The 18,068-nt window shown below is 53.8% G+C and carries 19 protein-coding genes; 9 read left to right on the top strand and 10 right to left on the bottom strand.

What is annotated here, in order from left to right:
* The first annotated feature begins 63 nt into the window (after positions 1–63).
* From dgcN to ACR0JX_RS16695, 3 genes are all read left to right on the top strand, one after another.
* On the top strand, positions 64–1,065 hold the full coding sequence (gene dgcN, locus ACR0JX_RS16705) for an N-acetyltransferase DgcN (protein WP_480544915.1): 1,002 nt from the start codon (positions 64–66) through the stop codon (positions 1,063–1,065).
* Positions 1,066–1,135: 70 nt separating this feature from the next.
* A complete protein-coding gene (dgcA, locus tag ACR0JX_RS16700; protein ID WP_480544914.1) occupies positions 1,136–2,101 on the top strand; it encodes an N-acetyl-D-Glu racemase DgcA in 966 nt (321 codons plus the stop codon).
* A gap of 11 nt (positions 2,102–2,112) precedes the next feature.
* Positions 2,113–2,973 carry a D-amino-acid transaminase gene (locus ACR0JX_RS16695; protein ID WP_480544913.1) on the top strand — a complete coding sequence of 287 codons (861 nt, stop codon included), beginning with the start codon at positions 2,113–2,115 and terminating at the stop codon, positions 2,971–2,973.
* A gap of 42 nt (positions 2,974–3,015) precedes the next feature.
* On the opposite strand, the gene ACR0JX_RS16690 is transcribed toward ACR0JX_RS16695, so the two are convergent.
* The 3 genes from ACR0JX_RS16690 to ACR0JX_RS16680 form a co-directional block, all read right to left on the bottom strand.
* On the bottom strand, positions 3,016–3,330 hold the full coding sequence (locus ACR0JX_RS16690) for a DUF1244 domain-containing protein (protein WP_353013224.1): 315 nt from the start codon (positions 3,328–3,330) through the stop codon (positions 3,016–3,018).
* Positions 3,331–3,406: 76 nt separating this feature from the next.
* Entirely contained in the window at positions 3,407–3,646 is a 240-nt protein-coding gene (locus tag ACR0JX_RS16685; RefSeq protein WP_353013223.1) for a DUF6868 family protein, read from the bottom strand.
* 58 nt (positions 3,647–3,704) lie between these two features.
* Entirely contained in the window at positions 3,705–4,442 is a 738-nt protein-coding gene (locus ACR0JX_RS16680; protein WP_480544912.1) for an N-formylglutamate amidohydrolase, read from the bottom strand.
* A gap of 127 nt (positions 4,443–4,569) precedes the next feature.
* Between ACR0JX_RS16680 and pyk the strand changes: the two genes are divergently transcribed.
* The 5 genes from pyk (at position 4,570) to rplT (ending at position 9,020) form a co-directional block, all read left to right on the top strand.
* A complete protein-coding gene (gene pyk, locus ACR0JX_RS16675) occupies positions 4,570–6,015 on the top strand; it encodes a pyruvate kinase (protein ID WP_480544911.1) in 1,446 nt (481 codons plus the stop codon).
* Between the two features lie 239 nt (positions 6,016–6,254).
* Positions 6,255–6,692 (top strand): universal stress protein, encoded by a 438-nt coding sequence (locus tag ACR0JX_RS16670; protein WP_170531537.1) that lies wholly within the window; start codon positions 6,255–6,257, stop codon positions 6,690–6,692.
* 12 nt (positions 6,693–6,704) lie between these two features.
* Positions 6,705–8,255, top strand: a complete 1,551-nt coding sequence (locus tag ACR0JX_RS16665; protein ID WP_480544910.1) for an alanine/glycine:cation symporter family protein — start codon at positions 6,705–6,707, stop codon at positions 8,253–8,255.
* A 184-nt stretch (positions 8,256–8,439) separates the two neighbouring features.
* Positions 8,440–8,640 (top strand): 50S ribosomal protein L35, encoded by a 201-nt coding sequence (gene rpmI / locus ACR0JX_RS16660; protein ID WP_010443552.1) that lies wholly within the window; start codon positions 8,440–8,442, stop codon positions 8,638–8,640.
* A gap of 14 nt (positions 8,641–8,654) precedes the next feature.
* A complete protein-coding gene (gene rplT, locus ACR0JX_RS16655) occupies positions 8,655–9,020 on the top strand; it encodes a 50S ribosomal protein L20 (RefSeq protein WP_152457001.1) in 366 nt (121 codons plus the stop codon).
* Positions 9,021–9,574: 554 nt separating this feature from the next.
* Here rplT and ACR0JX_RS16650 read toward each other — a convergent pair.
* The 7 genes from ACR0JX_RS16650 to ACR0JX_RS16620 form a co-directional block, all read right to left on the bottom strand.
* Positions 9,575–10,519 carry a M20/M25/M40 family metallo-hydrolase gene (locus ACR0JX_RS16650; RefSeq protein WP_480544909.1) on the bottom strand — a complete coding sequence of 315 codons (945 nt, stop codon included), beginning with the start codon at positions 10,517–10,519 and terminating at the stop codon, positions 9,575–9,577.
* Positions 10,516–11,271: a LysR substrate-binding domain-containing protein gene (locus tag ACR0JX_RS16645; RefSeq protein ID WP_480544908.1), complete on the bottom strand. Its 756-nt coding sequence runs from the start codon at positions 11,269–11,271 to the stop codon at positions 10,516–10,518. Before ACR0JX_RS16645 ends, ACR0JX_RS16650 begins: the two co-directional genes overlap by 4 nt.
* A gap of 157 nt (positions 11,272–11,428) precedes the next feature.
* Positions 11,429–12,793, bottom strand: coding sequence for a sensor histidine kinase (locus ACR0JX_RS16640; RefSeq protein WP_480544907.1), 1,365 nt, complete (start codon positions 12,791–12,793; stop codon positions 11,429–11,431).
* A 551-nt stretch (positions 12,794–13,344) separates the two neighbouring features.
* Positions 13,345–13,524, bottom strand: coding sequence for a hypothetical protein (locus ACR0JX_RS16635; protein WP_480544906.1), 180 nt, complete (start codon positions 13,522–13,524; stop codon positions 13,345–13,347).
* Positions 13,525–13,761: 237 nt separating this feature from the next.
* Positions 13,762–15,051, bottom strand: a complete 1,290-nt coding sequence (locus tag ACR0JX_RS16630) for a sensor histidine kinase (protein WP_480544905.1) — start codon at positions 15,049–15,051, stop codon at positions 13,762–13,764.
* A 67-nt stretch (positions 15,052–15,118) separates the two neighbouring features.
* Positions 15,119–15,796 (bottom strand): response regulator, encoded by a 678-nt coding sequence (locus ACR0JX_RS16625; protein ID WP_480544904.1) that lies wholly within the window; start codon positions 15,794–15,796, stop codon positions 15,119–15,121.
* A gap of 111 nt (positions 15,797–15,907) precedes the next feature.
* Positions 15,908–16,435, bottom strand: coding sequence for a roadblock/LC7 domain-containing protein (locus tag ACR0JX_RS16620; protein ID WP_480544903.1), 528 nt, complete (start codon positions 16,433–16,435; stop codon positions 15,908–15,910).
* Between the two features lie 1,059 nt (positions 16,436–17,494).
* On the opposite strand from ACR0JX_RS16620, the gene ACR0JX_RS16615 reads away from it, so the two are divergent.
* Entirely contained in the window at positions 17,495–17,896 is a 402-nt protein-coding gene (locus tag ACR0JX_RS16615) for an EF-hand domain-containing protein (protein WP_480544902.1), read from the top strand.
* Positions 17,897–18,068: the final 172 nt, after the last annotated feature.

The raw sequence follows: 18,068 nt of genomic DNA, 5'->3' as shown, positions 1-18,068 counted from the left end.
ATACGCGAAACGCTCGTTCGCGGGCTTCTCTAGCTTAAGCCGGAATCAAAGGAGTGCACCGCAATGATCGAGACACCGTATCTATTGTTTTTGGGCGATGCGCCCGACCTGTTGGCCGCAAAGGTTGCGATTGGTATCCGTGATTGGCGGCCGGAAAACGCGGTAGGCCAAATCCGGCTGGAGGGGTGTAAAGCTGACCTTGGATTGACGGAAATGACGCTGGCCGAAGGTAAGGCCGCTGGTGCCAAGACGCTTGTAATCGGGGTTGCAAACCGCGGTGGCATTATCAGCGAAACCTGGAAAGAGGTTCTGATAGCAGCGCTGGAGATGGGTTATGATCTGGCATCGGGCCTGCACAACCTGCTGCGGGATGAGGGTGATCTGGTGGCCGCCGCCCAGACTCATGGCTGCACTTTGCATGATGTACGGGTGCCGACTGTGGGTTATCCGATTGCTAACGGGAGAAAGCGTACTGGCAAGCGCTGCCTTGCTGTTGGAACCGATTGTTCTGCAGGCAAGATGTACACGGCGATGTCGATGGATGCCGAGATGCGCGAGCGCGGCATGAAGTCCACATTCCGGGCCACTGGTCAAACTGGGATTTTGATCACCGGTCAAGGCGTGCCTCTGGACGCGGTCGTTGCAGATTTCATGGCGGGATCGGTGGAATACCTGACGCCTGAGAACGACCCTGATCACTGGGATCATATCGAGGGGCAAGGATCTTTGTTCCATGTCTCCTATTCCGGTGTCACCATGGCGCTAATCCATGGCGGGCAGCCGGACGCATTGATCTTGTGCCATGAACCCACCCGGACCCATATGCGTGGTCTGCCAGAGTATTCTCTGCCGACACTGCAGCAGCTGCGTGACACCGCTTTGCCCTTGGCGCAGGTGGCAAACCCCGATTGTCAGGTGGCAGGTGTGTCGATCAACACACAGCATCTAAGCGAGGATGACGCAAAGGCGTATATCGCAAAGGTTGAGGCAGAATTAGGGCTTCCGACCACTGACCCCTATCGCTTTGGTGCGGGCAAGCTGGTGGACGCGCTGGCCGCTTTGTGATCTGAACATCCCGTCAGTGGCTCCCCACGTCTCTGGCGGGCGTTTTTCGAATAGATGAAGGAGCTTGCGCGTGCAGGTAGAGGTCTCTCGTGATGTGTTCCGACTGGCGCAGGTGTTCACCATCTCGCGCGGGTCGCGGACCGAGGCGAAGGTGCTGACGGTTCGAATTTCGGATGGAACCCATCAGGGCTGGGGCGAATGTGTACCTTACGCGCGCTACGATGAGACGCTGGACTCGGTTGAAGCCGAGATCGCGGGCCTGCCGACAGAATTCACGCGTGAGACGTTGATAGAATTGTTACCGGCAGGCGCCGCGCGGAATGCTGTGGATTGCGCGCTGTGGGATCTGGAGTGCAAACGCGCAGGCAAGCGGGCTTGGGAATTGGCTGGTCTGCCGGTTCCGGGTCCTGAGATCACGGCCTATACGCTGTCGCTGGCAACGCCCGAAGCGATGCAGGTTCAGGCGGCTGAGAATGCGCATCGTCCTTTGCTGAAGATCAAGCTGGGCACGCCCGATGATATGCCCCGGCTAGAGGCCGTACGGGCTGGCGCGCCGAAGTCGACCATCATCATTGATGCCAATGAAGGTTGGTCCGCCGAGGTCTACGCCGACCTCGCACCGCATCTGGTGCGGTTGGGTGTGGCGCTTGTTGAGCAGCCTTTGCCCGCAGGTGAAGATGACGCGCTGATCGGGATGGACAGGCCTGTGCCCGTTTGTGCAGACGAATCCTGCCATGATCGGGCCAGTCTGCCCGGACTGAAGGGTAAGTATGATGTGGTCAATATCAAACTCGACAAGACCGGTGGTCTGACCGAGGCTTTGCTGCTGCGCGAGGCGGCGTTGGCTGAAGGCTACAAAGTCATGGTCGGCTGCATGGTCGGCAGCTCTCTGGCGATGGCGCCTGCGACACTGTTGGCGCAGAATGCAATGGTCACAGACCTTGACGGCCCGCTTCTGTTGGCCGAAGACCGCGACACACCGCTTACTTTTGATGACGCCGGGGTGCATCCGCCGGAAGTGAGCCTCTGGGGCTGAGGAGACAACACATGACCCGCACTGTTTACGTGAATGGCGACTACTTGCCTGAGACCAAGGCCAAGGTATCGATATTCGATCGTGGGTTTCTAATGGCTGATGCGGTGTACGAGGTGACCAGCGTTCTGGACGGCAAGCTGATCGACTTCGAAGGTCATGCGGTGCGCCTGAAACGGTCACTGGACGAATTGCAGATGGCCGAGCCCTGTAGCAAGGACGAACTGCTGGAGATTCATCGTAAACTGGTGGAACTGAACGGTATCGAGGAAGGTTTGGTTTATCTACAAGTCTCACGCGGCAGCGATGGGGATCGGGATTTTGTCTTCCCGCCTGAGGATACCAAGCCGACCATCGTGCTATTCACGCAAAACAAGCCGGGTCTGGCAGACAGCCCTGCCTCGCGCAAAGGTGCAAAGATCATCTCGATCGACGACATCCGCTGGGGTCGCCGCGATATCAAGACCACGCAGTTGCTGTACCCCTCGATGGGCAAGATGATGGCCAAGGCCGCTGGGTGTGATGACGCCTGGATGATCGAAGACGGCTATGTGACCGAGGGCACCAGCAACAACGCCTATTTCGTGAAGAATGGCAAGATTGTCACGCGCCCGTTGTCCAATGACATCCTGCACGGCATCACCCGCAAGGCTGTTCTGCGATTGGCGGCTGAGGCGCAAATGGAAGTTGAAGAACGCCTGTTCACCGTTGATGAAGCCAAAGAGGCGGATGAGGCCTTTACCACCTCGGCCAGCGCCTTCGTCATGCCAGTAGTTGAGATCGATGGTGTCACTTTGGGCGACGGCACGCCGGGGCGTATCGCCAAGCGCTTGCGCGAGATTTATCTGGATGAAAGCCGCAAGGCCGCGATCTAATCAAAAAGACCCGCCAATCTGGCGGGTCTTACTCTATGAGTCTCAGTCTTTTTTGCCCACATTCTCTTCGAAGGCGGTATTGAATGCGGCCTGTTTTTCCGCGCTGGCCTCGGTCTGGTAATTGGCCTTCCACTCATCCATGGTCATGCCGTAGAAAACTTGACGAGCCTCGTCCTTGCCCATCTCGATGCCTTTTTCATTCGCAGCTTCCTGATACCAGCGTGACAGGCAGTTGCGACAGAATCCGGCCAGGTTCATCATGTCGATATTCTGAACGTCGGTCCGGTCTTCCATCAGGTGCTTTTGCAACCGACGGAAAGCCGCGGCCTGAAGTTCGATTTCGGTTTGCTTGTCCATTGTCTGGCTCCGGAATACAGGTTGCGATCTCTTTCTGACCTAGCGTTCTGGCGTCTTTGTTTCAACAAGCTCTGTGTCATGCCAGCTTCAGGGCCAGCCACGGGATGATGCAGAAGATCAAGGTCAGTATCTTGTAGTTGGCCAGAAACCGAAAATAGGCACGTCGCACGTCTGGGCGTTCCATCTGGAATATACGGCCATGAATACCGGCTATCCAGCCCTGCATCAGAACAATCATAAGGGTTGAGAACAGCAAAACCGCGATGTTGAGCAGCGCCATCCAGCCAAAGACAGTTGTCAGAAACTCCTGTGTCATGGTCACCTCCATCTGCCCTGAATATGGGGGCTAAATGGAGGTGTCACAATGACGTGGATCAAAGGTCGCTGGCCACCAAGGCGTCCTGCAGGATCACCGCTAAGCGATCGGCCCAGGCCCGTTGCCCGGTGTGGTCTGCGATCAGATCATTGCGCAGCTCGATCAGGGCGTTTGGCCGATTGTGGGCTGTCCCATGTTTGTCAATTGCATCACCGGGGAGGACGCCGGTGTAAGGTTCGTTTACACCAACGCACAGATCATCTTCGACCCCGAGCCTATCGATCAGTGGGCGCGAAAACCTCTCATCCGGTGTGTGCAAAACGCCGACATGCCAAGGACGCGGCTCGCGACCCCTGAGTTGTCGGGTGAACGAATGCATCGAAATGATGATGGCATCCGGTTTATTGACCAGCTTTTCAAGCGCATCGTGATACGGGCGATAGCATTGGTTCAAACGCCGCTCCCGTTCGGCTATGTCTGCATGACGATTGCCGGGGATGATTGAGCCGTCATAGAGTTTCATCAAAAGGGTCGGATCGTCCTCACCTCGGTTGGGGTCGATCACCAGCCGAGAAAAATTGGCCGCGATCACCGGGGCATTCAGATGCTCCCCCAGATGTTTTGACACCTCATAGGCGCCAACATCATAGGCGATGTGACGCTCCATATCTTCTCTTGGAAGGCCCAGGTCTCCGCCATTGATCTGTGGCGGAACAGTGTTGGTTGCGTGGTCGCAGGTGATCAGCCAACGGGAGGAGCGATCCTCGCCGTGCACAAAGTAAGGAGAATACGTCATAAGCCTGCCATCAAGTTTGCCGCAGGTGTAGGGCAGTTGCGTCAAAAAGGGAATTGCGCAATAAGCATCCCGACGACTGTTTGCGGTAACATTTTGTGACTGCCGAGGGACAAGGAGAGCACAAACAATGCGACGCCTTAGAAATGTAAAAATCGTGGCGACGCTGGGACCGGCGTCCAATGACTATGACACTATTCGCGCTTTGCACGAGGCCGGGGCAGATGTGTTCCGCCTGAACATGAGCCATGGCAGCCACGATGAGATTCGTGAACGGCACCGGATCATACGGCAGGTGGAAAAGGATCTGGACAGCCCGATTGCCATTCTTGCTGATCTTCAAGGCCCCAAGCTGCGGGTAGGTGTCTTCGCAAATGATGCTGAAGACCTTGCTGAAGGGGCAGCATTTCGTCTGGATCTTGACCCGGCTGCCGGGGATGGCGCGCGTGTCTGCTTGCCGCATCCCGAGATTTTTGCGGCGCTCGAACCGGGCGCGCATCTTCTGGTCAATGACGGTAAAATTCGCCTGATCGTCGATGAATGTGGACAGGATTTTGCGAACTGCACGGTTGAAATCGGTGGCACGATCTCGAACCGCAAGGGGGTGAACGTTCCGGACGTCGTGCTGCCCTTGGCGGCTTTGTCGGCCAAGGATCGTGACGATCTGGAATTTGTCTGCCAGCTGGGCGTCGATTGGTTGGCGCTCAGCTTTGTGCAGCGAGCCAAGGACGTGTTCGAAGCGCGCGCGCTGGCCGATGGCCGCGCCGCGATTCTGTCGAAGATCGAAAAACCTGCTGCGGTTGAAGCCTTTGATGACATTCTGGATGCCTCGGACGGCATTATGGTCGCTCGCGGTGATCTGGGTGTTGAACTGCCCGTTTCTGCGGTGCCACCGATCCAGAAGCGCCTCGTGCGCAAATGCCGTGGGGCAGCCAAGCCTGTGATCGTGGCAACCCAAATGCTGGAAAGCATGATCGAAAGCCCGATGCCGACACGCGCCGAAGTGTCCGACGTGGCCACCGCCATCTATGAAGGCACGGATGCCATCATGCTCAGCGCGGAATCTGCGGCGGGGTCTTACCCAATCGAAGCGGTGCAGACCATGAACAAGGTCGCTATCGAGGTTGAGGCTGATCCAACCTATACACAGATCATTGCAGCCTCTCGCACTGCAAAGGGCACGACTGTGGCCGATGGGATCGTAGCTGCTGCCCGTGAAATTGCCGAGAAGACTGAGATCAAGGCAATTTGTTGCTTTACACAAAGCGGCACCACCGCGTCACTGACAGCGCGGGAACGGCCCGGTGTGCCGATCATTGCCATGACCTCGCTGATGGGGACTGCGCGCCGGTTGTGCCTCAGTTGGGGCTGCAATTGCGTCATGACACCCGAGCTTGAGCGTTTCAAAAGCGCAGTGGTCAATGCAGCCCGCGCGGCCCGCGCCGGTGGATTTGCCTCAGAGACCGATCAGATCGTGGTTACCGCAGGCGTGCCTTTCAACGTGCCTGGCAGCACCAATATTTTGCGCGTGGCACCCTGCGACGAACGCCTGATCTACAGCACTGATCCCGAATAACGGGGCACGTCAGTTGCTTCAAAACGGCCCGCTCTGCCTTGCAGGGTGGGCCGTTTTACCAAGAATCTTCTGATTTCTAAGCGAATTTTGTCCGTTTAGGGCGAAACTTACAGATTGTATTTCATTTTCCGGTGGAAATTCCCGATAAAGGCCCTAGGGCGATCACTCAACATGTTCCAGGTTCCGGTCGCCCGCCGGGGGCACGGGCCCCGGATAACAACCATAAATGGAGGAACGAAATGACAAACAAAATTGTCATCGGACTGGATGGGACAGAGACCGGAGAACGCGCGCTCACCTTCGCCAAGGAATTGGCCAAAGGGATGGGTAGCTGCGAGCTTCTGGTGGCCTATGTCATCGAATGGTCGCCTTACACATTCCAGACCCCTGAAGAAAATGCCCAACGTCACAAACGGCGCGAGGAGGAGCTTGAACTGGCGACAACGCGCATCGTCACCCCTGCGGTGGACGGCCTGAAGGCAGCGGGCTTCACAGCTCAAGGCGTGGTGCGTCACGGAGACGTGGCAGAAACGCTGAATGCGATCACGGTTGAAAACAACGGCTCGCAGATTGTCGTTGGCCGATCCTCGGCCGACGGTATCAAAAAGCGCATCTTTGGCAGCTCGACGCAGAATCTGGTGATGCATGCCGACGTGCCTGTCACAGTTGTGAATTGAGGGGGCAGAACAATGAAAACTTTGAAACTACTTACTCTGCTTGTCGCATCCTTGTTCACGGCAAGCGCTGCTCTGGCGCAAGAGGCACCAGGATTAGATGATCGGATCAATCAGGCCTTTGCCGAATTAACAGGTCCATTCGTAAATACAATCTTCGCGCCATTCCCGGGAACCAGCTTTCCCTGGATCGTAGGTTGGCTGGTCGTCGCGGCATCGGTTTTCTCGCTGTATTTTGCCTTCGTGCAATTTCGCTTCTTCGGTCATGCGATCCGGCTGGTGAAGGGTGATTATTCGGATCCCAATGACGCGGGTGAGGTCAGCCACTTTCAGGCCTTGGCAACAGCTCTGTCCGGTACAGTCGGCCTTGGGAACATCGCCGGTGTGGCAGTTGCCATTGGCATCGGTGGACCGGGCGCAACCTTTTGGATGATTCTCGCCGGTCTTTTGGGTATGGCCTCAAAATTCACCGAATGTACGCTGGGGGTGAAATACAGAAATGAGTACGAAGACGGTACGGTTTCCGGTGGCCCGATGTACTATATGTCCAAAGGGTTCGACGAACTTGGCCTGCCAGGTGGCAAAATTCTGGCGATTCTGTTCTCGATCTTCTGTATTCTGGGCGCGCTTGGTGGCGGGAACATGTTCCAGGCCAATCAGGCTCACCAGCAGATCGCAGGCATCGTCGGCGACTATCCCGGCTGGATCACAGGCATTGTGTTCGCTGTGGTGGTGTTCCTCGTTATCGTGGGCGGTCTGAAGTCGATCGCGCGCGTGACCGAGAAAGTCGTGCCCTTCATGGGGGTCATGTATGTCGCCGCTGCTTTGGTGATCATCATCATGAACGCCGACATGATTGGCTGGGCCTTTGGTCAGATCTTTACAGGTGCCTTCACCGGGCTTGGTGTTGCAGGCGGCATGGTTGGTGCGCTGATTCAGGGCTTCAAACGTGCGGCGTTCTCGAACGAAGCCGGCGTTGGCTCTGCTGCGATTGCCCACTCGGCTGTTCGGACCAAGGAGCCGATCACCGAGGGCTTTGTGTCTCTACTGGAGCCATTCATCGATACGGTTGTCATCTGCACCATGACCGCTTTGGTGATCATCATCACCCAGCAGCTGCTCATTGATCCAGAAACCGGAAACTACTTGCTGAACGAAGCAGGCAGCGCGATTGCAACCGTTGATGGCAATACCGGCGTCAGCCTGACCTCGGCAGCCTTTGGCAGCGCCTTCAGCTGGTTCCCGTTCATCCTGGCGATTGCGGTGGTGCTGTTTGCGTTTTCAACCATGATCAGTTGGTCCTACTACGGCCTCAAGGCCTGGACTTACCTGTTCGGCGAAGGCCACACCAAGGAACTGGTGTTCAAGATCATCTTCTGCATCTTCGTTGTCATCGGTGCGGCGGCCAACCTTGGCCCGGTCATCGACTTCTCGGATGCGGCGATCTTTGCGATGGCGGTTGTGAACGTCTTTGCGCTCTACTTCCTGATGAAAGTGGTGCGGCAGGAGCTGGCCTCCTACGCTTCACGGCTGCAAAGCGGTGAGATCCGCAAGTTCGAGCACTAAGCAATCTCACCGGGGCGGCCTACGTCGCCCCGGTGCCTCTGACCGCCGTCGGAATCCGCGGATTCTGGTCAAAACCCCCTTGCCAGCATGACAGAACTTGCGTAAACGGCGCATCTGTTGCGTGACCGGCCGAGATGGCATGCCGAGTCGCGTTTGAAACCGAACCCGAGTGAAGGAGACGGAAATGCCTAAGATGAAGACCAAGTCGAGCGCCAAAAAGCGCTTTAAGGTGACTGCGACCGGTAAGGTCCTTGCTGGCCAGGCCGGCAAACGGCACGGCATGATCAAGCGGACCAAAAAGTTCATCCGCGACGCCCGTGGTAACACCACCCTGTCCGCCCCCGACGCAAAGATCGTCAAGGGCTACATGCCCTACGACCGCTAAGAGGAGATTAAGAGATGTCCCGCGTTAAAGGTGGAACCGTAACTCACGCCCGTCACAAGAAGGTCATCAAGGCCGCCAAAGGTTACTATGGCCGCCGCAAGAGCACCTTCAAAGTTGCCCGTCAGGCCGTCGACAAGGCCAACCAGTATGCAACCCGTGACCGTAAGAACCGCAAGCGCAACTTCCGCGCGCTGTGGATCCAGCGTATCAACGCTGCCGTCCGTTCGCATGACGAGGCTCTGACATATTCCCGCTTCATCAACGGCCTGAACCTGGCCGGTATCGAAGTGGACCGCAAAGTTCTGGCCGACCTAGCCGTGCACGAACCGGAAGCGTTCGGCGCGATCGTCGCCAAAGCTCAGGCTGCTCTGACCGCCTGACCCTCTGAACAGAGACAGTGAAAGAATGGCCGTCCCATTTGGGGCGGCCTTTTTTCTGTCCTCAGAGAAAGGTCGCAAGACACAGGTCTTAAGCTCATGATGCACTGAGTCCGCGCTGTGAAACGCACTGCCTGGCGGCGATGCGTGATCTGGTTCGGCAAGCAGACAGATCACCGGAGGGTAGAGACACAGCACGGTCAGTGCCCGAAGCTATGCCTCTCAGCCATCGCTCTCGCAGCTATGGTTAGTCTCTGCCAAAACGTTGATGCATCAAATGTGCTGATACGCGACGAGCGTTGCGCCCGAGGTTTGGGGTGCCAAAACAATTGCATGTGACCGGACGCTGAACTGATCTAGCGGTTGTATAAAATCTCATTTGCTCCTTTTTTCAGCATGAGTGAACAGGCAACCAACTGTTGCATGGAAATGAACTCATCGGGCTTGTGACCCTGTTCAGCCATGGACCCTGGCCCGCAAACAACCGTCTCCACCCCAAGTTCGGATAAAATCCCCGCCTCGGTTCCAAAGGCAACGTGGGTTGTGCCGCCACCACACTAGGATTGTACCAGTGAGACCACCGGCACAGAGCCTGCGATCGACAGCCCGGGATATCCTGCCAACCTCTCAAGTGTGATTTGAGCGGCTGGTGGAAAGCTCGCTATAACCGCGTTGGCTGCTTGCTGTAGCTGTGCCTCGAAGCTATCCGGGTCATCCTCTGCCAAATGTCTGAACTCAAACAAAAGTGTTGCTTTGTCGGGCACCAAATTTAGAGCTGCACCGCCTAAGAGCTGCCCCACATGAAAGGTGGTGTAGGGCACATCATAAGCGTCGTCACGGCTTCCGGTTTGTCGAACCGTTTGCTGCATCTGGCGTATCTTTTCGACAAAACCAACAGCCACATAAAGTGCGTTGACAAAGTGGGGTGCCAGCGCAGAGTGGCCGGCCTCACCACGAATGTCGGTTCGGTATGCGCGCTTCCCCTTGTGGCCAATCGCCACCTGCATCTCGGTCGGCTCGCCCACGATGGCCAATTTCGGACGTCCCAGTAGCGGAAGCAATTGGCCTTTCATACGCGAAATCCCGACACATCCGATTTCTTCGTCATAGGAAATCAAGAGCTTCAAAGGCGCTCGAAGGTCGTGGTGTTGCACGGTATCAGCAAAAGCCAACATTTCCGCCAAAAAGCCTTTCATATCAGTCGTTCCACGCCCGAACAGCCGACCACCCTGCCGTGTCAGTTTGAAAGGGGGAGCGCTCCAAACCTGACCATCGACCGGCACAACGTCAGAATGCGCAGAAAGTAGTAGCCCCCCTTCAACTGACGGACCAATTTCGGAAAAAATACCCGCCTTCGGCTCGTTCGCGTCTGCAATGCGCTGCACGCGGAACCCGCGAGAACGCAGAAAGTCCTCAACAAAGGCAATCATGGCGAGATTTGAGCGATCACTCACCGTTTCAAACGCAATCAATCGCTCCAGCACCTCCAGTGAAAGCGTCACGTTAGCGCCTCCCCTCTTATGCCTTCGAAGGCGCCAGAACTGGCCTGATTCTGAGCGTAGTCGATAAACGCCCGCACGGTGCGGGATTTGTCCGCGCCATGTGTGGTCAAAAGGCCCATGCGCAATGACCGGACGGGCCCTGAAATCGGAACGCAGACCAGAGGGCTGCCATCCGGCGAAACATCGCTTTGCGGCCGCACATTGGCAATTGAATAGCCAAAGGCGTTGCCCACCATTGACCGCATCACGGCCATGTCGCGCGTCCGTTCTACGATCCGGGGCTGCAAGGAAGAGGCTGTGAACAAAGACAAAAAATAGTCGGTGCTGATCGGCAAGTCGAGCAGAACCATCGGCAAGTCTGCCAGATCAGCCATCGACACAGATGTTCGCTGAGCCAGCTCGTGCCCAGAATGCAGCAATGCAAAGGGATAAAGACGCACAAGCCCGATGAAGTTGAGGTCCGTCGGGATGTCCATGTCATAGGTGAGCGCAATGTAGATCTCGGAACGTTGCAACGCATTCAAGATCTCTGCCTGGTTCAGTTCTCGTTGGATAACCCTGACATCCGGATAAACGGTTTCAAACCCGCGCCGCATCCGTGGCAGGACCAGTTGCGCGAAGGTGAGCAAGCAGCCCACCGCCAGAGGGCCGCGCGCAATGCCAGAGATTTCGGCGGCAATGCTTGTGATTTCCCGTGCGCCATTTAGGACCTGGCGCGCTTGTTCGAAGACTCTTTGTCCGCGTTGGGTCAAAGAAAGGCCCTGAGCGTGCTTGATCCTCCCCGCCCTGTCGGCACCTTGAATGGTCGCTGTTTCGAGACAGTCTCTCCCGGCTTTGGTTGTTCGACTACCTTCTTCGGTTCCAAGTTTCGTAAACACCAAGATAGGTTCGCTCACCTATTAGGTGCCCTTACGCAACTTCGAATTGAATTGAAACAGTCAACCCAGGTGAATTGTTTGTGGCCGTTAAGAGCGATGAATGGTGGTCTGCGATCGCTTTCACCAGCGCCAAACCCAAACCATTCCCAACACTATTCCGTTCACTTTCTAGTTTATAGAAGGGAACAAAAAGCTTACCAAGTGTGTTCTCGGGGACGCCAGGGCCATCGTCAACAACCGAAAGCGTAATGGTGCTTTCTTCTTGTTCTACAGTTAGGAGAATTCTGGAATGTTCCGGACAATGATCAATAGAGTTCTGCAAGAGGTTTGCACAGAGCTGTTTCAGCATACCCTCATCGCCTTCGATAAGCGTGCGCCCTGCTTGGTTCTCCGCAAATCTAAGGCTTTGTCCTTTCACTTCCGCCAGTGGGATCATGTTCTCAACTGCTTCTCTACCTAGTCTATTCAAATCCAGATAGCTGAACGCCTTGGAACTGTTGCCTTCTTCGATGCGATTGATCCGCAAAACTGTTTCAAAGGTCCATTTTAGACGATCAAGTTCCGATTGAATTTGGTCAATAGCTTCGACAGAATGACCATCCGATTGCAGTGAATCCTTAGCTTGCTGAAGTGTGATGTAAGCATGGGTGAGCGGGTTCTTCAGATCATGCGCAATGGCCGCGGCGGCTGATCGTGTTGTTGACATCAAAGCACTCAGGTTGTCGAGATGGCTGTTCATTAGCCTTGAAACCCGGTCGATCTGGTCATTGTTCTTGCCGACCGGAAGCCTCGCCTTGACTTCCCCTCTTGAGACTTTGTTGAGTGTCTTCGCCATTTGATCAAGTTTGCGATATGTTCTTATGCTGGTGATGTAGCCAACCAACAGCGTGCACAGCGTTGCTCCTAATCCGATTGCAACCAAAGACCAAGCCAACGATCGAAGTGTGCTTGTTACAAATGCAAGATCGCGACCAACCACGATTACGAAGCCACGGTAGGTTTGCACATTTACACGATGGATACGTTTTTCACCCCCCAGGTTAATGCCATCATCCTCAATCTCTCCCCAACCGCGAAAGGATGGGTATTCGTCGATGTTTCCTGCCAGACGCTTCCCCTGTTTGTCGAACAGGCCAATCAAACTCGTGTCAAACGGCAACCAGAGTGTCGCGTCATCAATCGCTTGTACAACGTCGGAATCGTTGTCGTTGTCGTCCAGAATTTCCTGAATGAAACGCATTTCATCGATTAACAACGAGTCCATTTCACGCTGCAAATCGCCACGAATTCTTTCAAATGTTAAGAATGCCAATGCTGCAACCGAAAAAAGTATGACCACCGCTGCATACAACGCGGTAGTAAAAGCTGCTCCAGATACAATGTTTGAGCGTTTCATTTTTCTTCAGTCCGGTTTTTGTGTCGTCACCATTTGGTTCGGCTAGCGACGAACCTGTTCTGGCGGATCAAGTATGTGATCTGAGGGTTTTAGCTGCATTTTCAGTCGAAAAATGGGGAATTTGGCCGAATGTGTTGCAACACTAGCGATGCAGACCCAACGAAGTTCAGTAAAGTCGATGCGTTGGCGTCCATACAAGCTGCACTCGATTGCGCACAGCGAGCCACTTTTGACAGTCAGCTCACAGCCGGCTTCCGGAAGCAACAAAAAGCCAAGTTTAAGCGAACTTACAACGCGCCCTTCCGAGGGGGAGGAAGGGCGCGGTGCTTTGACTGAGAGAGGCGTGCTTACGAGTGAGTGGTCCGTGTCTTCACGGTACCGGTAATACCCTCAAGGAGGGGTACGAGTGCTTCCTCAGTCGGGTATTCGCATTCAGTTCCGAACCTGACGGCATCTTTTGCAACGTGATCTTTCCAGCGGGTTTTCACCATCCTTACGTTTTTGAAAGGGTTTTGCGATCTTCCCTGCGAACACCGAGTGATTTGCATTGATCATTCACTCTTTGTGCAGTGCCCATGATCTTCGATTGGTGTGGCACTATGAGTGGACAACTCATAGGTCATGGTTGGGAAGTGGAGCACCAACGTCCAGACTTCGTCAGGCTTGACGTGGATGAATGTCACGCCGTCCAGACCGTGTGCGACCGAGGCTGTGCCTTCTGTATCCTGCACTATCAGTCGCGCTTCTGAGAGGTCAGTATCCTGAAAAACCTGAACTACTTCTCCGTTTGTTTCTGACGTGCATTGGAATACTGTCTCGCCCGCCGTCGCAGCACTCGCAGGCAAGAGCGCCATTAGGAATATTGCATTTTTTATCATTGTGTTTCCGATCAAAGAGGTTGAGCTTTCAGGTCTGAGTGGTACTGGTGATGGTTAGAATTCTGAGCTGCACAAGTCTTCCGCTTGTGTTCAGGCCGCAATCGGAGGCTTTCCGAAGCTCACACATACCCGCAGGCCCGGTTTGTTGTTTTCTGCGGTGATAAGTGCGCCGTGCTGCATCGCGATAGCCTTAACAAGCGATAGGCCAAGTCCATTTCCGGCGTCGTTTTTTGGGTGGTCAGCTCGGAAAAACGCGTCAAAAATCTTGGTGATTTGTGGGTCCGGAACCCCCGGTCCATTGTCTTCAACAACCAGCTGTATCGCTTCAGTCGTGGCCGTAAGGGAAATCCTGATCCAACACCCAGAAGGGCAAAACCGGAGTGAGTTATTCACAAGATTGACGAGCAGCCGTTTAAGCATGTTTTCGTCGCCTCGTATCAAAATCGTGTCAGCGTTGTAGTCAGCGGTGATGTGTTTACCTGCTTCTTCCGCAACCGGATGAAACGCCTCTGCCACATTCTCAACGAGCGCACTTAAATTGACGGTTTGGAAGCTTACTTCATGGCCGCCTGCCTCGATCTGAGATACTTTGAGTACTGTGTCGAAGACAGTTCTGATGCGCCTAAGGTTTTTCTCTAAATCGCCGAGGCCTGGACGCGGGTCGCCACCATATTCAACTTCGCTATACACCTTTTGTAGCGCCATGAACCCGTTCGTTAGTGGGCCCCTCAAATCGCGGGCAATTGTGACTGCAGCGGTTTGAGAACAGTTGGGTGAGCTCGAAATCCAATCGAGACGTCGGTTGATCATATGGCAAATTCGATCGCATAGGTCGCTTGTATCTGACACGGGAAGACGAAAATTGACATCTTCTTGAAAGACTTGGTCGAGGTTTCGCTCAATCCATTGGAGTTTTCGGATGTTTTGAGCACTGAAGTAGTAGCCAAGACCCAGGACAGCGGCAGTTATCGAAAGCGTCAGCAGCAACAACCCTCCCCAAAGGGTTTTCAAAGCCTGATTAACTGTTGTCAGGCTACGGGCGACCACTGTGCGATACCCAAGATACTCTGATACATGGAGAAGATAGACAGGGGCGGTCCCACCGATTTTCAAAAAATCTGGATCGACTTCGTGCCAACCTATCGTTTCGGGTGTTTTCGCAATTGATCCAGCAAGTGCTGAACCGTTCTGGTTAAACAGCGCGACGACGTGAAGCCCAGTTCGATTGGGACTATTCAAATGTTCAATTGCTCGCTGAACTGCGTCCGAGCCGCCGTCCTGTAAGATCTCATGAAGCAGGAGCTCTTCGTCGAGGATTTGTTGCTGGAGATCACTGCGAAGCCTGTCTGCAAGCGCTAAGTAGGCAGCATAGCCAAACATAGCAGTTATGATCCAGACTATCAATGCCGCGAAACAAGCTGATCGGAACGGGGCACCTGAGAGAATGCTAAAGCGGCCCATGAAGGCTGTATCCAACGTTTCGAGACGTGTGCAAAAGTGGCGTCTCGAAGGGTTTGTCGATCTTCGACCTCAAGCGACTTATATACGTCTCGATCACGGTCGAATTTGGATCAAAGTTGTAGTCCCAGACTTGCTCCAAAAGCATGTTGCGTGTCACGATCCGACCGGCATTCCGCATCAAAACTTCCAACAGCGCAAATTCACGAGGTAACAACTCTATTTTAACGTCTTGCCTTTTAACCACTCTGCTAAGCAGATTCATCGTTAGATCGTGGACGTGAAGCTCAGTTGAGGCAATGCTGGTCGGCTGTCGTCTGATAATGCTGTTTAGGCGCGCCAGAAGTTCTGAAAAATGAAAAGGCTTAACCAGGTAATCATCCGCCCCTTCGGTCAAACCCTCAACTCTGTCCTGAACGTCGCCTATTGATGTGAGGAACAAAACTGGAGTCTGTTTCTTCGCTGCCCTCAGGGCCTTGAGAACAGATAGACCATCCATTCCAGGCAACATACGGTCTAAGACTATGGCCTCACATTCGTTGTACAAACAATACGAAAGAGCATCTCGGCCATCATCATACCACTCCACACTGAAGCCGTTCGCTCTCAGCCCGGAGTTGACAAAATCGGCGGTCTTTTTGTCGTCTTCTGCGACGAGTATTTTCATTTTAAGACCTCCGACTCTATCGTTGGATCCGTTTATCGCAGTTACCAATGCGGGGTAAACTGAACTCAGCCATAACGGGATGGCTAAGTCCATTTGGCATTTCGTTACAGACTAGAGGCTGAGCGTTTCTTCGACAGCTTTTACTTGTAGTCGGGCGAGACCCAGATTGGCGGTCTTCTTGTCTAGCGCGACGTACACAAAAATGTTTGGGTTTTTGTCCAGTGGACGAACCAGGTGAAACTGTTTGCCAAGCGTGATCAGAATGTCTTCGATAGTATCGTTAAGCTTCAAAGCTTCAATTGCCTGAAGTTTGGCACGGACGACTTCAACATTTGCTGCCCCTGCGGTATCAAGATCAAACTTGGAACCGCCCTCTGTACCCAGAGTAAGGCCAGTATCACTGTCGACGAGGCACGCCCCCAGAAGACCTTTGATTTCACTTAGTTTGGAAATGTCCAACGACATGCTTGGCTCCTTTTTGGCCTTGGAATTGTTGGTCTGAACCACACCAGACGCTTTATTGTCTGGGCCGGCTCCGTTGTTTGCGGGTGGAATGGTGATTACGTGCCTTTGAACCAGGCCAAATCTCTCGTTAAATCTGGCCAGCACTGAGGTGGCCTCATCTTTGGGTCTCGACATTTACAATCCAATTCTCGTTGTGATCGTGGAAGTAGAACGTCGAACTGGGTGACTGTTGTTTCGAACTGCTTGGGCGTGAAGAAACACCTGATCAACCAATCTTTCATCCAAACAAGGAAGAACTCTTTTCCTTTGATGGGGAAGACACTTGGGTTCTGATGTGACTTTCAAAATTGTTGCACTTGGGTCTCGGGAGCTGTTCTGGCCTCTGTGCAAAAAACTCAACGCGACAACGCAGGCTGGGGCCATGTATTGGGCAGTGTTGGTTGAAAGAGCCAATACACTTTCCGGACCCATAAGGAATGCGGGCCACAAATGTCCGAGTTCGAAAAGAACGCCAACCAGAACAGGTAGAACAGAACTCAGCATCAGACCTTCGCCTCGTTACCAAACAACTAAGTGGTCCGTAGAGTATCCAGAGTTTTAACCAACCTTTCAGAAAGCTTAAACATTTGTAAGAATTGATTTTTTACGTTGACGGAAAATAGAAGCTTCAGCGCAAATGGTTCATCAACCGGCCTTGCGAGTATTCAGACGCCGACTGTGGCTTAACGTTGAAACAACTTGGTAGGCCCCCTAAGGGCGAGAGCAAGCAAGCTGTTGGTCTATTGAAGAAAGTCGCCAGACTTCCTGACAAATTACGCGATGGCACAACCAGCTAAGAAGCTGGCATGATTTGGTCAAGCTCCGCAAAAACGATTGAGAGGCCTCTGCAATTTTATCGGGTAGAAGTACTTGATGCGAAAGCATTGAATACTCACAGACTGGAAATGAACTGGCTGAAGGTCCGCAACGGCCCGACCAAAGTTAAACATTTGGGACTCGATCACTCACGCCGCTGCAAAGTATAGCCAATTGATCATCTGGTTAATTTAGTCTGCGGACACGATGGCTTAGACTCCACGCCGAATGCCTGCAAGGCACTACATAGCGTCGCCAAAATTCATCTGACGTTCATCAGAAAAATATCAGCGTTTCATCCGAGCACGCTAACTTGAACTACTGAGATAGAAAAACTTGGCTCTCAAGGAACATTCGTCGGTTAAAAGGATATCTTTGTTGTTAGATCGACGCGAGGCGGCGACGTGCAGAAAAAGGACATTCAACCATATATACTGCTCGTTCGTTTTTGCCCTTATCCTGATAATCGGCCTTGGTTTATCGGCGAAGGCCTCTGCACAGACAGCAAGTTTTCGCTCTGTCGATACAAATTCCGATGGCGTTCTCAGTTTCAATGAACTCGTGGCTGCGTTCGGGGAAGCAGGCGCACGCAGGTTGATTGAGGATATCGATCGTAATGGCGACAACCGGATTTCAATCAGAGAACTGCGGCAAAGCTCGGACGACAAGAATGATGATCGAAACGGACGCGGAGGAGAGCGAGACGACGACCGTGATGACGACGAAGGAGATGATAACGGCGATGACAATGATGGGGATGATGGAGGCGATGACGATTGATCGTCGACGAGCCATTGCCAAACGTTAAATTCACCTCACCCGTCTCTGCCAATACGGGTTCAATCCTGGGTGAAGCTACCACTAAGCTAAGTTTGCGCTCAAAACTGCCGCCCGAACAATGCTTTCATCTGCTGTTCATTCAATCGCATAAGGTCCCTTCATACGCCTTTGC

Source organism: Ruegeria sp. AH7, from assembly GCF_056541325.1.
This window is presented reverse-complemented; position numbering and strand designations above follow the sequence as displayed.

Coding starts and splice junctions, on each gene's coding strand:
- ACR0JX_RS16685 (WP_353013223.1), bottom strand. CDS start 3,646: ATGACACAGGAGTTTCTGACAACTGTCTTTGGCTGGATGGCGCTGCTC.
- ACR0JX_RS16695 (WP_480544913.1), top strand. CDS start 2,113: ATGACCCGCACTGTTTACGTGAATGGCGACTACTTGCCTGAGACCAAG.
- ACR0JX_RS16690 (WP_353013224.1), bottom strand. CDS start 3,330: ATGGACAAGCAAACCGAAATCGAACTTCAGGCCGCGGCTTTCCGTCGG.
- dgcN (WP_480544915.1), top strand. CDS start 64: ATGATCGAGACACCGTATCTATTGTTTTTGGGCGATGCGCCCGACCTG.
- ACR0JX_RS16620 (WP_480544903.1), bottom strand. CDS start 16,435: ATGTCGAGACCCAAAGATGAGGCCACCTCAGTGCTGGCCAGATTTAAC.
- ACR0JX_RS16680 (WP_480544912.1), bottom strand. CDS start 4,442: ATGACGTATTCTCCTTACTTTGTGCACGGCGAGGATCGCTCCTCCCGT.
- rpmI (WP_010443552.1), top strand. CDS start 8,440: ATGCCTAAGATGAAGACCAAGTCGAGCGCCAAAAAGCGCTTTAAGGTG.
- ACR0JX_RS16665 (WP_480544910.1), top strand. CDS start 6,705: ATGAAAACTTTGAAACTACTTACTCTGCTTGTCGCATCCTTGTTCACG.
- ACR0JX_RS16670 (WP_170531537.1), top strand. CDS start 6,255: ATGACAAACAAAATTGTCATCGGACTGGATGGGACAGAGACCGGAGAA.
- rplT (WP_152457001.1), top strand. CDS start 8,655: ATGTCCCGCGTTAAAGGTGGAACCGTAACTCACGCCCGTCACAAGAAG.
- pyk (WP_480544911.1), top strand. CDS start 4,570: ATGCGACGCCTTAGAAATGTAAAAATCGTGGCGACGCTGGGACCGGCG.
- ACR0JX_RS16630 (WP_480544905.1), bottom strand. CDS start 15,051: ATGTTTGGCTATGCTGCCTACTTAGCGCTTGCAGACAGGCTTCGCAGT.
- ACR0JX_RS16640 (WP_480544907.1), bottom strand. CDS start 12,793: ATGAAACGCTCAAACATTGTATCTGGAGCAGCTTTTACTACCGCGTTG.
- ACR0JX_RS16625 (WP_480544904.1), bottom strand. CDS start 15,796: ATGAAAATACTCGTCGCAGAAGACGACAAAAAGACCGCCGATTTTGTC.